At 36.1% G+C, this 15,674-nt stretch carries 11 protein-coding genes; 4 read left to right on the top strand and 7 right to left on the bottom strand.

Annotation, left to right across the window (positions count from 1 at the left end; genetic code table 11):
* Positions 1-80 precede the first annotated feature (80 nt).
* The gene (locus AC6CHR_RS20185) at positions 81-1,106 is read left to right on the top strand and encodes a FecCD family ABC transporter permease (protein WP_498250828.1); all 1,026 of its coding nucleotides are present in this window, start codon (positions 81-83) and stop codon (positions 1,104-1,106) included.
* The gene (locus AC6CHR_RS20180) at positions 1,106-2,137 is read left to right on the top strand and encodes a FecCD family ABC transporter permease (RefSeq protein ID WP_498250827.1); all 1,032 of its coding nucleotides are present in this window, start codon (positions 1,106-1,108) and stop codon (positions 2,135-2,137) included. Before AC6CHR_RS20185 ends, AC6CHR_RS20180 begins: the two co-directional genes overlap by 1 nt.
* Before the next feature lie 218 nt (positions 2,138-2,355).
* Here the strand turns inward: AC6CHR_RS20180 and AC6CHR_RS20175 are convergent, their stop codons facing one another.
* Positions 2,356-2,688, bottom strand: a complete 333-nt coding sequence (locus AC6CHR_RS20175) for an antibiotic biosynthesis monooxygenase family protein (protein ID WP_498250826.1) — start codon at positions 2,686-2,688, stop codon at positions 2,356-2,358.
* A 441-nt stretch (positions 2,689-3,129) separates the two neighbouring features.
* Between AC6CHR_RS20175 and AC6CHR_RS20170 the strand changes: the two genes are divergently transcribed.
* Positions 3,130-3,261, top strand: a complete 132-nt coding sequence (locus tag AC6CHR_RS20170) for a DUF4023 domain-containing protein (protein ID WP_498250825.1) — start codon at positions 3,130-3,132, stop codon at positions 3,259-3,261.
* Between the two features lie 513 nt (positions 3,262-3,774).
* Here AC6CHR_RS20170 and AC6CHR_RS20165 read toward each other — a convergent pair.
* The 5 genes from AC6CHR_RS20165 to AC6CHR_RS20145 all read right to left on the bottom strand — a co-directional run bounded on the left by AC6CHR_RS20165 (position 3,775) and on the right by AC6CHR_RS20145 (position 10,417).
* Complete coding sequence (locus tag AC6CHR_RS20165) at positions 3,775-4,314, bottom strand: methylated-DNA--[protein]-cysteine S-methyltransferase (protein ID WP_498250824.1); 540 nt, start codon at positions 4,312-4,314, stop codon at positions 3,775-3,777.
* Positions 4,307-5,215 (bottom strand): DNA-3-methyladenine glycosylase family protein, encoded by a 909-nt coding sequence (locus tag AC6CHR_RS20160; protein ID WP_498250823.1) that lies wholly within the window; start codon positions 5,213-5,215, stop codon positions 4,307-4,309. Before AC6CHR_RS20160 ends, AC6CHR_RS20165 begins: the two co-directional genes overlap by 8 nt.
* Positions 5,212-5,787 carry a bifunctional transcriptional activator/DNA repair enzyme AdaA gene (locus AC6CHR_RS20155; protein ID WP_498250822.1) on the bottom strand — a complete coding sequence of 192 codons (576 nt, stop codon included), beginning with the start codon at positions 5,785-5,787 and terminating at the stop codon, positions 5,212-5,214. Before AC6CHR_RS20155 ends, AC6CHR_RS20160 begins: the two co-directional genes overlap by 4 nt.
* 502 nt (positions 5,788-6,289) lie before the next feature.
* Entirely contained in the window at positions 6,290-9,460 is a 3,171-nt protein-coding gene (locus AC6CHR_RS20150) for an ATP-binding cassette domain-containing protein (RefSeq protein WP_498250821.1), read from the bottom strand.
* A 504-nt stretch (positions 9,461-9,964) separates the two neighbouring features.
* Complete coding sequence (locus AC6CHR_RS20145; protein WP_498250849.1) at positions 9,965-10,417, bottom strand: helix-turn-helix domain-containing protein; 453 nt, start codon at positions 10,415-10,417, stop codon at positions 9,965-9,967.
* Between the two features lie 426 nt (positions 10,418-10,843).
* Here AC6CHR_RS20145 and AC6CHR_RS20140 point away from each other — a divergent pair, with 426 nt between their 5' ends.
* Positions 10,844-12,283, top strand: a complete 1,440-nt coding sequence (locus tag AC6CHR_RS20140) for a L,D-transpeptidase family protein (protein WP_498250820.1) — start codon at positions 10,844-10,846, stop codon at positions 12,281-12,283.
* A 133-nt stretch (positions 12,284-12,416) separates the two neighbouring features.
* Here the strand turns inward: AC6CHR_RS20140 and AC6CHR_RS20135 are convergent, their stop codons facing one another.
* Positions 12,417-15,518 (bottom strand): rhamnogalacturonan lyase family protein, encoded by a 3,102-nt coding sequence (locus AC6CHR_RS20135; protein WP_498250819.1) that lies wholly within the window; start codon positions 15,516-15,518, stop codon positions 12,417-12,419.
* Positions 15,519-15,674 lie beyond the last annotated feature (156 nt).

Below are 15,674 nucleotides of genomic sequence, written 5' to 3'. Positions count from 1 at the left end.
TCTCGATGATAATGAAGATCATTTTCATTTAAAAATACAAATTAGGGAATGATTTTATGGTTAAATTGTCAACATCTTTCATGCCTCAAGAACCCCGGATACCATTTCACTTCGCAAGGCCACGATCAATAAAGTGGGGTACATTCGGAATATTGATGGTTATTATTAGTTTACTCGTATCAATTGGACTTGGAGCTGTTTGGATCAATCCTTCAGTTGTATTTGATTCTTTTATTTCCTTTCAAAAGGAAAATATTGAGCATCAACTTATTCGTGAAGTTCGAATCCCTCGTGCTTTAACTGCTGCTTTAATCGGTGCAGCTCTTGCAGTTGCAGGTACGATTATGCAGGGAATTACTCGTAATCCACTTGCAGATCCGTCAATCATTGGAATTACTCACGGCTCTGGTTTAGCCATTGCCATATCCCTTGCGTTTATTGGATCAGGATCTTATTGGATTCTCCTCATTTGGTCTTTTGCTGGAGCAGCTTTTGGTGCAATCCTCGTATTACTTTTTTCGATGCTATCTAAAGACCGAATATCCCCAGTGACATTAACCTTAGCTGGAGCAGCTTTAAGTACACTTTTTAGTGCTCTCTCTACTGGAATTGCCCTTTATTTTCAAGTTGCGCAAGATCTTAGTTTCTGGTTTGCTGGGGGATTATCTGGCACGAAATGGCTTCATGTTTATATTCTGCTTCCTACTGTTGTTGTCGGTCTTTTTCTTGCTCTTTGGATTAGCCGCTCTTTAACCATTTTATCTATGGGAGAAGAAGTTGCTACTGGACTTGGCCAATCTCACCAGAAGGTGCGTTGGATTGGACTAATAGCCGTTATTTTATTATCAGGTGCAGCCGTATCTATTGCTGGAGCCATTGGCTTTATTGGACTTGTTATTCCACATATTGTTCGATTACTTGTAGGACCTGATTATCGCTATGTGCTCCCTTTGAGTGCAATAGCTGGTGCTCTGCTTCTAACACTTGCAGATATCGGAGCAAGAATGATCAATTCTCCATTTGAAACACCCGTTAGTGCGGTGACTGCACTCGTAGGGGTACCATTTTTCCTTTATCTATCTCGGCAGAAAAGAGGGTTTATGTAATGGATTGGAAAGAAGCTTTACATCGATCAAAAGCATGGTTAATTGCATTATTGGTACTTATTTTATTCATTTTTATAGTGAGTCTTTCTACAGGCGTTTTACCGATTAGTTTGACCGACATCATTGCCACTTTCTTAGGAACAGGAACCCCCCAACAAGAGCTCATTCTTTATCAACTAAGATTACCAAGAATGATTATCTCGCTTTTAATTGGAGCAGGGCTTGCCCTTTCTGGCGCGATACTTCAAGGTTTGTCTCGTAATTCCTTAGCCGACCCGGGAATTTTAGGGATTAATGCTGGTGCTGGGCTTGCAGTCGTCTTTTGTATTTTCCTATTTGGTAAGTCTGAAAGTAGCCTATTATCCTCGCCATTCTTTCTTCCTGTCTTTGCCTTTATTGGTGCTTTAACGATTGCATTATTAATTTATAGCTTTTCATGGAAAGATGGAATTGAACCGGAACGCCTTCTACTTGTTGGTCTTGGCTTTAACGCTCTATGTGGAGCATTATTAATTATTTTGCAGTTAAAAATGGACCCTAAGGATTTTCAACAGGCTACTATCTGGTTAACAGGAAGTATATGGGGAACTCAGTGGCCATATGTATGGGCTTTACTCCCTTGGATTCTCATCCTCATGCCCATTACGTTTTTAAAGGCGAGAGCGATGAATCTCCTTCAATTTAGTGAAGGAATTCCTCTTGTACTTGGCCTAAAGGTTGAGTCAGAACGGCGTCTTCTGCTTTGCCTTTCCGCAGCACTTGCTGGATCATGCGTCGCAGTTGGTGGTGGCATTGCGTTTGTCGGTCTATTGGCCCCACATCTAGCAAGGCGAATTTGTGGAGCAAATTATATGAGCCTTTTACCTGTTTCAGCATTGATTGGCGCTGCTCTTTTACTGATTGCCGACATGATTGGGAAAAATTTATTAGCGCCGGTCGACATTCCTGTAGGGATTGTTACTTCGATCATTGGAGCTCCTTATTTAATTTATATGCTTCTAACAAGAAAAGGCGTTGGAATAAAAAGTTAGGCTATTTTCGAAAGTTGTTACTTCCATCTGAATGCACAGTAGAAATTGGAGCTTTTTTAAAAAATTAACAACGATATAAATCGAAAAGAGCACTACAACTGGATAAATAAGTAAAGTAGTGCTCCTTTTCTAAAATTACCAATTTATACAAACTTAACCTTTTAATAAGCTAGAAGTGCAATACAAGAAACAACAATGCTTTTAAAAACTAATTTTTATTAAAGAGCTGATGCATCTGAATATTCCTTCTGACCAAGCACATGATAAACTTCCTGACGGCTAGCAACAATAAAAGAAGGAGTTGGTTTACCACGGTTAGCCCGATGGCCAGCAAGATGAACATCACTTGTTTCCCATGCTTTCCAATCACTTTCCGACTCCCAACGGATCATGATAATCACTTCTTCATTTCCTGATCTTCCCTTTTTCTTTAATACGCTAAGATCTTTAAACCCTTGCTGTTGTTCAATAATTCCTTCTCCAGCAAAACGCTCTACCATTTTCTCCGCATTTCCCTCTGTTACTGTCATTGTTTTTAACTGAATAAACATCCTGGCATTCCTCCTACTATTTCAGCAGTTGATTTGAGCTGTTACTCTACATTATAAATAATAATGATAATCATTTTCAATAGATAAACCAATATGTGTAAATTACAGTTATATTTACCTAGGTATATGTTTCCGTTATGTTTGAAAATACTAAGCTACTTCAAAAAGAGCAAATTAGAAGAAAGCACTACCCTTTAAAGGGTATTCTACATTTCTAAAATCACTCAATAATAACTTATAATAGAAAAATAACACCAGGTTCAATTTGTAAATAAATGTAAAAACATCTATCGATAGGACCCTTATTTTCGTAACTACCTTCACCTGTTGCTTACTATCTTCTTTTTTGATATCAGAATTTTTGTAGATCCATTAATGCATGTATGAATTCTTTCACTGAGGATAAATTAACAATGAGTTCTAGCTAAGGAGGGTTTTTCTATGGATAACACACATGAATTTGTCGAAAAATTACACGAAGATCAAGCAAAGGCGAAGCAGAATGAGAAGCGTCAAGGAAAGGAGAATGCGAATCGTAAATTACCTAATAAGCAGCACAGCACTAATAAGTAATCTATTATATAGAAATAAAGCCCTAGTACTATAGGGAAGAACTTGTTGGAATAAAGAATATGAATTCTTTTACTTGGGCTGCTTAGTTTCTTTAGCAGCCTGCTTTATTTAACATGTAACGGATCTATTCTTAAATATCGTACCATCCTCAAAGATTTATTGAACCACTTTAATTCCCTAGCACTACTAATAAAAGGACCAATAGATGTGAGAACTAAAACAGCAGATAGAGATACAATAACTCCTGTATCGTCCTGCTAATTTTTTCGCGAATTAAAGAAGGTAGTAAATTAGTCCCCCCACCCCACAAAATTCCCCAAAACTATATATTCCCAATTTTATGCGTCCTTTCAATCTAGTCTCTTTTCTAAAAGTTTGTTGTACTAGTACTAATAAAAATCGGCTTTTGGACCGATGTAAAAATTGAAGCGAACTCCAGAAAGATATCAGAGTAATTAACCAAAAAAACAAGAAGATATCCTAAATGAAGGTGAAAATTTTGAATTCCCCATTTTACGGGACATTTTTGATTATATCTAGTCCCACTTTGCTATTAACTAAATCATTTCCTTTTTTAAAAGTTTTTTCATGCTGAAGGAGCCATTCCTTCCTCCATAAACCACCTGCGTAACCTGTTAATTTCCCATTTGAACCAATAATTCGGTGACACGGAATTACAATACTTAATTTGTTTTTACCGTTAGCACTGCCGACTGCCCTGATCGCTTTTTCATTACTAATTGAAATAGCAATATCTTTATAGGATCCCGTTTCAGCATAGGGTATTTCTTTTAAAGCATTCCACACTGTTTTTTGAAAGTCTGTTCCCTCAAATAGATAAGGGAATGTAAATTCCTTGAGCTTCCCCTTAAAATACGCATCAAGTTGTTCAAAGCATTGAACCAACACCTTGGGCGTATCATTTTGGATAAAATTTTCTGTTATGCCCCGTTCAGAGAATAAGATAGAACAGATAGCATGATCTGTACCAACTATTTCAATTATTCCAATCGGTGATTTGAAATCTATTTTATGAAGTCTAATTCTATTCATATAAAGACCTCCATAGATAAAAGGTAGCATATGCTTGCCAACCTTCCCAGTTTGTTTCCATTTCTCTGATCTCCTCTATTGTCGGTTTACGATCAAGTCCTAATTGAAGCTTTAATGCAAGATGGAGACCTACATCCGCTATAGGAAAAGCAGAAGGATTATGTAAGCATTTCATCATCACATAATCTGCGGTCCATGCTCCAACACCTCTAAAGCTTATCAAGGATTTTTTCATTTGTTGATAATCTTGTTTTTGAAGTAAATCTTCTTTTGTTAATGTACCATTTGTCATGGCTTTAGCGACTCCAATGATATATTCAGCCTTCCTAACAGTAAATTGAAGGTTCCTTATTTCATTTACATCAATTGCAGCTATTTTTTCTAATGTAGGGAACACCCAGAATGTATATCCTTCGAAAGTGATACATTCACCGAAGGATTCCACGAAACGTTTTTTTAAGGTATATGCAAAGGTTAAATTGATTTGTTGTCCGATAATCGCCCATGTGAGCGCTTCAAATAAATCCGGAATACAAATAATCCGTAAACCATAATATTTATGAGCAATTTGCTGTAAAACCTTATCTTGACTAGCAATTTCATAAAAGTCCCCCAACTCTTGACCTAGATCAAACATTTCCCATATATAAACTGCAACCTTTTCACGGGTGTTTATAGACGGGGTATTAATTGGGAATTCCACTTGAATTGTATGTTGGTTGCTTCCAATTTTTAATAAAATCAATTCTTCATTCACTGTTACCAGCTTAAATATATAACCATCTTTTATTAGGTGTAGCACTTCATGCTCAGACCTACCTAAAAACACTAAACACTCCGCAAAATTAAATTCCTTAGGTGGATAAATCTCAATAAATGATTCCTGATCAATCCATTTCATTGCTCTTGCTCCTTACTTAGTAGGGTTCGGTATTCACTAGGTGAACAATTTTTCATACGGCGGAACACCTTATAAAAATTTGATGGACTTTGAAATCCGACCTCATAGCAAATCTCAAGGTTCGTTCGTTCTTTGTTTTTTAGAAGGTGTGCCGCTTTATCAATTCTTATTTTTTCCAAATAGGTACGAGGAGTTTCTGAAGTTTCCTGTTTAAATAGCCGTTCTAGATAATAAGCACTTACTCCAACATGATTCGCAATATCCTGTAATTCAAGCTTCTCTTTATAATGATTTACCAAGAAGGCAATGACCTTTCTGACAAGGACAATATGCGGGGAATGATCAGATTTTGGCTGACATCTTTTACAAGCACGAAAACCAGCTATTTCAACTTCTTTGATATCATGGTAGAAATCCACATTTACTTTTTTCGGCTTCCTTGATCTACAGGAAGGACGGCAGTAGATTTTGGTTGTTTTCACTGCCGTATAAAATAACCCATCATATGTACGGTCACATGCCATGATTTTTTCCCACATTTCTTCGAATGAAAGATTAATATTAGCCACCATTATACTCTCCATCCCTTCTGTTTTAGTCCGCATATAAATGTGAGGGATCTTAAAATAAGCCATATATTTACCAGATCGTGTATTTCCAAAGCAAAAACATTTAACTTCTAATTCAAGCTTATTACAATTCGTAAGTCCAGGAAAGAAAATCCATTAATTAGGATTTTATATTCAATGCTATCCTTGGGTATAGGAAGACCCGATTGATAGTAAGTCACTTCTTTAGTTGCTTACCTCATTTTAACAATGGATCTTGACTCACCTCGACCTCATTCTTGCTCTTATGGTCTATGGAATCAAAAAAAGAAGTTATCCATTAATCGGGGTGCTGTAAGTTCATTTTCTCGCTATTTAACAACATGTGTTTCCAATTCAATCATATAAAAACCGCATCTATTTATGATGCGGTTTACAGATTCAACAATAAAATAGACAAACTTATGTACAACTTCCCTAAAATAAGTATTGCTGACTTTTCCAATACCTTTACATGAACCCGAAGTTAATTATTTTGCTCAAGGTATTGATAAACAGACATCAGATCTCGCTTATTTAACTCACGAATACGACTAAAAATAGAAATATCTGCAACAGCCTTTAGATTCAAGCTTTCAGCAACAACATCACTTACCTTGCCAGTTAGCCAGGTTTGCACGTCTATGCCATCGACGATTTCCTTACGTCCTTCATCATTAATGCCACTTGCATAACAACTAACACATGGTACCGATAATTTTTGCACGCCATCATGGAGGCCATCTTCTGAAATGACCTTTTTCCCATTACAGAATGGGCATCGATGACTTGCTTTAATCTTATTAATTTGTGTAACTACTTTTTTGTAACCAAATGCTTCATATACATAAGTTAGTTTTTTGTATTTACCATTAGTGAAATACTTATCAATAATCGTTTCTCTAGTTTCGGTAATATTAGCAAAATCACAAATTGTTATATTATTTTTATTGCTTATTACTTCAAGGTTACCTTTAATACTGTCCCAGAATGGTAAGACATTTTGTAAAACCACTTCATAATTAACGAAGCTTGCTTGTTCTAGTTCGTAAATTTTCAGTGCTACTTGTATTTCCCTAGGAAGTAAGGAGACATCTTCCGAAAGTGCCATATCGCCACCAACAATTGCTTTTAGTTTCTCTAGTTCTGGTAACTTCCCTACTGTTTTTATAACCTGATCAATAGGTTGCTGAATAATCTCACGAATGTCAGTGTCACTAAATGTTAGTTTTTTATGATGGTTTAGCACGGTCCCTAGACAGACCGGACAAGTAATCATTTCCTTTGATGCTTTCATTTGCTCTTTGATAATAGATTTCGAAATAAATATATACCGCCCAATGATTAAATTAAAGCCTTCCCATATTCTCGATGCCTTTCCTGCTTTATCATAAAATGATTTTTCCCAATAACCATATAAAAATGTATGCCTTTCTGCTTCTGTCATCTCATTATAGCTTTTACTAATATCGTGACCAAGTTCATTCTTTATCTGATCAAATAAGAATTGTAATTTTGGATATTGATAGTATTTTAATACCTCCATCACGTCGGGATATAATAAGCCATCCCAAAATGGTACTGTTTTGTCTTGAATGACAACATCTATATCAAATTTTTCAATCACACGACGACCATGACAACATGGGCAATGGTTTTCTTGATTATAGAAATCGAAGCTTCTTGTATCTTTATTGGTCGGATGAGCTGTCACAATATGGTTGATTAATCCACCAATTTCAAAGAGAAAGCTATATTGACTATACAAGTGTCTTTCAAGATCAATGGCGATAACGGGTGCGATTGTTTCAGATTCGTATTCACCATAAATCACTCTGGCCATTGGTGATAAGCTTTTTAAGATGCCACCCTTATAGACGTTTTCTGCATGTTTAAAATAAGAAATATGACCGTCTTTTATGTAGGTAATCCCATTTTGTTGATTGATTGTAGATGGAATTTGCGATGAAGCAACTCTATCTACATTGTTATTTTGACGATTATAATCATCATAACTGACAACATCAAGATGTTGAATAGGTGCAAGCTGTCTTTTACCAAAATCAACGATAAAATCAGAGCTTTCTAACATATATGCATTATGTTCAATCATCATAATTGAGACAGATTCATCTTGTAGAATGACCCGAACACTATCAATGAATTGGTTTAAAATGTTTTGTGATAACCCTTTTGAAGGCTCGTCAAAGATAAAAAGCGTATGTGGTTTTCTTGAGTTAGCAAATAACTCAGAAACTAAATGAACACACTGAAATTCTCCGGTCGATAAAGTTTGTGTTTTTCTTTCTAAAGTCAGATAACCAAGTCCAAGTTTGATCAATAAACTCAAGCGTTTATGAGCGATGTCTCCATTTGGTAGTTCATCAATAATATCTTCAATCGAGCGTTGAAAAATATCATCAATATCTTCACTATATTTTGTGAGTTTCTTTTTAATATCTAGAAAAGTCGCAACAGTTGACCGACTAGTAATCGATTGGTTTCGATCTTGTCCAACCATGACCAATTTATCTTTCGGATATCGCTTCAGAAAGTCTCTTGCGATACACTCATTGACAAGTGTAGATTTACCACATCCCGACTCACCAGTGAAGGTGACAAGTCTATTTTGGGGAATCTGAATTTCAGCCATTTGAATATTACGACAGTTAAGATCATGAAAATGGTAGAATTCTGTTGGTATTTCCTGATTTCGTTCCCCAATGATTGGTTTTGGACGTGGTGATTCTTCAACTATTTTCCCACCATATTTACCACTACCAGGTCCAAAAAATAATTGCTCATCAGTTGTATTGAGTACTGTATCGGAATGATCTATAAGCCAAACTTGGTTCTTATAGCCTAATTGTTTAATCTGTTCTAAAATTTTCAATAGTGTTTGGTGATCAAGACCAACCGAGATTTCATCAATGATAATAACGGTATTTTCACTTGTAGCCATGAATTCTGCCAAATATAGACGTGTTAATTCTCCACCTGATAATGTACCCATAATGCGATTTAATGTTAAATATCCTATATTCATATCATTAATATTTTTTAGAATATGTTGTTTACCTTCACTAATATTTAAAACTTCTGCTAGTGAAAGAATAGATTCAATGCTTAAGTTATTGATATCGGAAATACTATGTGGTTTTTCAAACAATTCAATCGTAAAATGCTCAACTTCTTGATTATAACGTCTGCCCTTACACTTATTACATTCTACGTTTTTGGTCGTACCTCGTCCTTTACAACCTGGACACCAACCCAATACATTATTAAAGGAAAAAAGCTCTGGAGAAAGATTAAATTCTTTAGCAAGATGAACACGAATCTCTTTAAAAACACCGGTATGGGTGCCAATGGTAGACCGCGGATTGGACGAAATCGATGATTTTCCGAGAAAAAGCACTAAAGGCATGTCTTCCATTTTGATGGCACTGAAATTCGTTTCCATAATAGTAGAAAACAAATACTGATATTCAGACTTTGGTAATAAAGAAACAAGACGCTTCTTGGACTCTTCACCAATGGCTTGACAAAAAGTCGTTTTACCTGACCCAGACAATCCAGCAATTCCTAACGATTGATCTAATGGTAGTGAAGCATCTAAATGGTTAATATTGTTCGCAATTAAACGATTTATTTTCATTTGTCATTCCTTTCTATTCTTATTAATTCGGTCATTCCATGTTAGCACAGCAACAATGCATGTGTTGTTTCTTTTTTCGAATCAAAGAACTGTTTCTAAAAAAAATGACGGCATACGCCTACAATAATCAATGGTAGCTCTAATCCTTTATTCTTTCACATTCCACTTATCTAAAAACCTAGCATTTATCGACAAATTGCAACTCACGATGAAGAAACGAAACTTAGTAAGGCAAATTTGAAAATAAATGTTGTAGAAGACCTATCTAAGAGCAAGGGTAGATAAATGAAATAGCACCTACCCCGATTAAATTAGTTATACATTGGAAGGGTTAGGCGCTATATTTATTCAAAATAAGATATATGGTATTTACGGTCTCATGTATCAACAAAAATTCCTGTTAAGGTATTTTAATAAGGACAATGCATTTTTCTCTATTACATTTAAAAAACCAAAGATTACTCGACGGAAGTGAATTCTAAGATAATTTTTCTCCACTTTAAATCAACTATATTTATTTTTCAATTGATCGCTGCCAATGCCACCAACTACCATTAAAATTAGTGGTAAAAAATTGGTAACTACTTTCGGTAAACCTTCTAGAATAAGAATATTTGTACCAAAAAAATAATTTAAAGCGATAATGATTATTTTTGTAACTAAGAAAAATCCACCTAATAAAAACACACTATCAAACAAAACCTTCCACTTTGGATAGGCCAATTGTTTACTATCTTGAATTACTTTCTCTTTCAACTCTTCATCACTCCTTAATAGTTCGTCTATCGTAATACCAAATAAATCACTCAAATCGATGATTACCTCAATACTTGGATAGTTTTTACCTGTCTCCCATTTGGAAACGGACTGCCGACTAACATGAATCTTTTCAGAAAGCTCTGTTTGTGACCAGCCCTTTTTTTCTCTTTCTCCTTTTAGACGTTCACTAAAAATCATATTCTCATCGCCTTCCCTTACAATTTCAGTATTAATGAAGTGTGTACATGAAGTAAAGCTAGTTCTAGGTGCATCAAGGTGCAACCTCTAGTTGCCATCTAAAATGTCCTCTACTATAATTGACGATTTTCAACTTTTTATCATAGTCATGTAATCATTACATTTCAATATAGATTATTTATATCCTCTATACTTAAGCATCTACATCATTCAAACTCGTATATACTGACCCTGAAGAAACTTATTTAAAGAAAAAATAATTTTATATATAATTTTACAAACCCACAAATACCGACAAATTTTGCGCTATACTATCTAGTAGAATTATAGTAAAAGATTAATATAAATGTAAAATAGTTGTAAAACTTGACTAAAGGGCAAAGGTTAAAGTCTAAGAATGTCGAAGGTATGTGAGGGAGGACAATTATGGTAAACGCTAACGAACAATCAATTGAAGAAACTGAGCAAACACGGAAAAAATCAGATAAATGGTTTAAGAATTGGAAGTTTATCACGCCAATTATCATGATTGCACTTATATGGGTGACAATGAGCTATTATCAGGCATCCCATTTTAATACAAATATTGAGATTAATGGTGTTACAGTCAGTGGCATGACTGCTGAAAAGGCTCTAAACAGGTTACAATCATCTGTTTTAAAGAATGAAGTCTATGTTGGAAAACAACAAATTTTAGATGGACAAGATATGCAGATGGAGTTTTCAGAAGATGATCTGCCCGAAGTCAAAAAATTATTGAAAAAACAATGGACTTTTTTCCCTTCTTTTGAGGAAAAGAATTATTCCATCATGCCAAACAATCAGGACAAGTATCGTAGCGAAGTACTGAAAACTGAACTAGAGCAAAAGCTTATCTCAATGAATAAGAATTTAAAAGCTCCTAAAGATGCACAGGCATCTCTTGAAGAAGGGAAAATTATCGTCTCAAAAAGTATGGATGGTAAGCAGTATGATATCTCCAGTTTATTAAAGGAATACGAAAGGCAGGGCTATACTAGTGAAATCCGTCTGAATCCTGTATACGTACTCCCTATCAAAGAAGATAGTCAAATTGTAAAAAATGAAGAGAAAAAGTTACAAGAACTCCTTCAGCATACCGTTGAATATAAGGTACAGGATCAAGTGTATTCATTAAAAGCCAGCGAAGTCATTAAAAATGCCTCAATCTCAAAAGATTTGAAGGTTTCGATAGATCCAGGCATTATTAAAAATAAAATAACAGAAATTAATGACACTCAATCCACATTAGGTAAAAATTTCACCTTTAAAACCCATTCAGGTTCAGTGGTTTCGGTTAAAGGAGAGGGTTATGGCTGGGCGCTTAATGTAGATAAAGAAACATCAGTCATTCAAGGAGCCTTTGAAAAAGGAGAGAAATCCGTTTCTGCTTCACATATTCACGGAAATGGTTGGAACAATGAGGGCTATGGCTATGAAACGATATCAAATAACGGTATTGGTGATACTTATGCTGAAGTATCCATTAAAGAACAGCGTATTTGGGTTTACAAGGATGGAAAGTTAGTCGTAACAACTAGCGTAGTAACCGGCAAACATAGTACAAAAGAGGATACATCGCCAGGAGTGTGGTATATCCTTTATAAAAGAACACCATACACTCTTCAAGGAAGTGCGGTAGGCAATCCCAATTATTCAATTGAAGTAGATTATTGGGCACCTTTTACAAACAGCGGACAAGGCTTCCACGACGCCAGTTGGCGAAAAAATTGGGCGGACAATGCCTATCTTAACGCAGGATCGGGTGGATGTGTCAACGTGCCTCCTAGTGTCATGAAGTCGGTATATGATACTCTCAGTACCTACGATCCAGTTATTGTCTATTAAGAGTAGGAGGGGGGCTACCCCCAACTATCATACATAAATCCACATTAATGATTAAGGAACAATCATTACCTTACAATCAGATAAAAAAGGATACGCAGAGTATGTTCTGCCTATCCTTTTTTATTTTACATTCTTATTTAGAGTCTTTACCATTCCAAAGTTCTATTAACTGTTGAGCATCAGAGGTTAAATTTGTTTTTAATTGTTTGTCTACCTTATTTTTATTTAGGTGTTTTATAAAATCTTTCATCTGTTTTACAGCTTGATCAGGTTTTCCTTTATCTAATTTATGCTGCACCTGATTTAGCTTGTTGGCTAACACGGAAAGCTTTGGACTATTCAATTCAAGGTTGACTGAATGCCTCATTGAATTGACACTTGGTGTATAATCGATTGCTTCTGAATCTAACTCGCCAGCAATTACAGTTTCTCTAATATCCTCACCTAGATAGAAACCGATATGTGGTGGTTGATTGTATGTCGTATTTTGCCAAGCAATCGCCATTCTATATACTGGATCGTGCATAAGAGTATATAGTCTGTACTCTGTAGGAATTGTGGTGCTGAAAATTCTTAGTTCTGAATCATCTTCAGTACGGTAAATAACCTCTTCTCGCCAATCCCCAAGAATATCTGCTTGTAAGGTTGGATTTGCTTTTGTGCCATTATTACTTACAACACCTTCAAAGCTTTCCATCACACTAACTTTGCCTGATGTTTCGTCAAACTTAGAAATCGTTGTACCATCTAATAATTCATGTAATAAATCTCCATCCCAGTAAGTAACAAAGTTAACTGGAAGACCAATATTTCTAAAGTCATTAGCTTCAACACCACCCTGGACATTATAGACACCGCCTCCTGTTTCGACAGTCCCACCGCCAGTTCCCCAGAATTCATATCCTGGTGTAGATGTAATGTTTGCTGCTACTCCACGACCTGCATCCTTGTATGCATAGAATGCTTGTAACGTTTCACCTGTTGCACCATCGTGATATTCTAAAGATGCAACCTCTGATGACTCATGCACACCAAAGACATGTAATCCTTCACGATTAGGATCAAATGCACCTACATGAAGAGCATCACCATGAGATCCTTGAACACGCCCCATCTCTCCATCCATTGCATAAAGGATTGTTCCGTCATGATCAAGTGTTAATGAACCCGCCACGATTTCATCAAATCCATCATTATCTAGGTCTCCAATCGCAAGGTTATGGTTCCCTAAGCTTGCACCTCTACCAGCTTCGTCCGAATCAAATGTCCATTCCTCGATCAGTTGGCCATCTTCTAAACTATATGCCGCAAAACCAGTTCTTTCATAATATCCTCTACCATAAATTGCACTTGGTTTAACTCCATCTAAGTAAGCTAATCCAGAAAGGAATCGGTCTGAACGGTTATAGAAGTTATCGCCCCATGATGCACCCATATCTCCCTCTTCTTTTTCAACTGGAAATGCAAAATCAATCGTATCAATAACTTCGCCTGTTTCACCATTGAAAACAGAAATTAATTCTGGCCCATCAACTACATGACCACCATCATTAACCCAATCAGCCGTTGGGTCACCAATGACGCTCATAACCTTATCGCTATCAAATTTACCATCTGTTGCACCATATGAAGTTGTTCCATCCGCTGTTTTAATAAGGAATTCGGATTTACCATTTCCATTCATATCACCTACCACAAATTGGTGATACTGAGGTCCAGATGTTAAGTTAGGTCCCATATTTATCCGCCATAATAGGGTTCCATCTAATTTATACGCATCAAAAATCGTCGGACCTGTGATGACATCTTCTAGAGCATTCATAGCGTTAGATGGACTCCAGGTGATGATTACTTCGTACTCTCCATCACCGTCTAAATCACCTACACTAGCATCCTTTGAGTTATATGTGTAGTCACCTGTAGCAGTTGTTCCATCTGCTGGTTTTTGAAGTGGAATAGACAGATAATCTTTTTGTGCTACTTCTTTATCGTTTTTCTCAGTAGACTTTCCATTTACAAGTGTCTCTACCGTATAATTGTCTTCAGTTGTACCTTCTGAATCAATATAGTTTGTCACAGCCAATGGCTGATCATTTAATTTCTCCCCATTACGATAAACATTGAATGTAACATCTTTATCATATTCATCTGCAAGCAAACGCCAGCTAGTGAAAATACCGTCCTCAGATTTAAGAGCAATGACTCCTCTGTCAAGCCATTCTACCTGTTGTGGGTTATCAACTGGAGTATGACGATTATATACATACATCGTGACATCCCTGTTAAATCCATTGTTTACTTCATGTGTTTCTCCAATCGTTCCCTTAAATTCATAGACACCAGCTTCATTAGGGTTCCATTTCTTCCCCTCTGTAGCCCACTCGCTAACAGGTACTTCCGCTTTGCTATTATCAGCAAGGGTTACTGTTACCTTTTTAGGTAAACCAATTGAATCGATGTCCTTGGTTGCCTCACCTACATACACTCGCTGATACGGAAGCTTGTCCGCTCGAATAAGTGTATTGTCAGCAACTGGTACATGATAGACTTCAAGATTATCTAGATAAGTAGTCCATGTTAAATTGTTACCAGATGTACGTACACCTACAAGCTTAAATGCAGCAATAGAGCCGTCGAAAGTAACACCATCTAATGAAGATGTATATTCTTCCGTTATACCCTCTTTATCTGTAAGACTTAACTCAACCACGTTGTTAAGAAGATCAAAATTAACCTTTACGTGATACCAAGCTTCTTTATCCGTAAACTTAGTTTGAGTAGGAGCTTGACTACCTGCGTAAAAGCTTAGCGGAGCATTATTTGTATGATTCATTGTAAAGACAGTTTGGCCAGAGTTGTCATAGAATCTAACATCTCCACCATTTTCCTGAACATGTGTCCCCTTATCATTTACATCACCAGGATACCAATCAAATTCAAAAAGCATCTGTGCCCCTTTTACAGCTGTATCAAATTCTTTTGTTGCAACACGTCCGCCAGATTGATCAATGGTGTCGAATTGTAGCTTTGGAGTCAAATTCCCTCCAATATCTTTAGAATTGGTTGACAGTGTTGCTCCGAATGTAGTGAATCCCCAAAGATCATTAAATTCAGAGGAATAAACAGATTCATAGCCTTCGTTATTATTTACTTCTTCACCTAATGCGGGTGAAATACCTGAGATTAATAGGATTAATGCCAAAATAATAGAAAATGTTTTTTTACGTATACCCACTATCTATTCACACTCCCTCTGTTGTGATACCAAGGAATGATGTATTTCGTGATGTAGTTCTCCTTGGAGAAATTTATCGTTTTCCCACTTTTCACCGTTTAAATAGTTTCTCTACATCTTACCTTCTACTAGTACGAGTCACATCCTGAATATCAA

It is taken from the genome of Metabacillus sp. GQ13 (assembly GCF_059758525.1).
The sequence above is the reverse complement of the archived record's forward strand: the minus strand, read 5'-3'. Positions and strand labels throughout refer to the sequence as shown.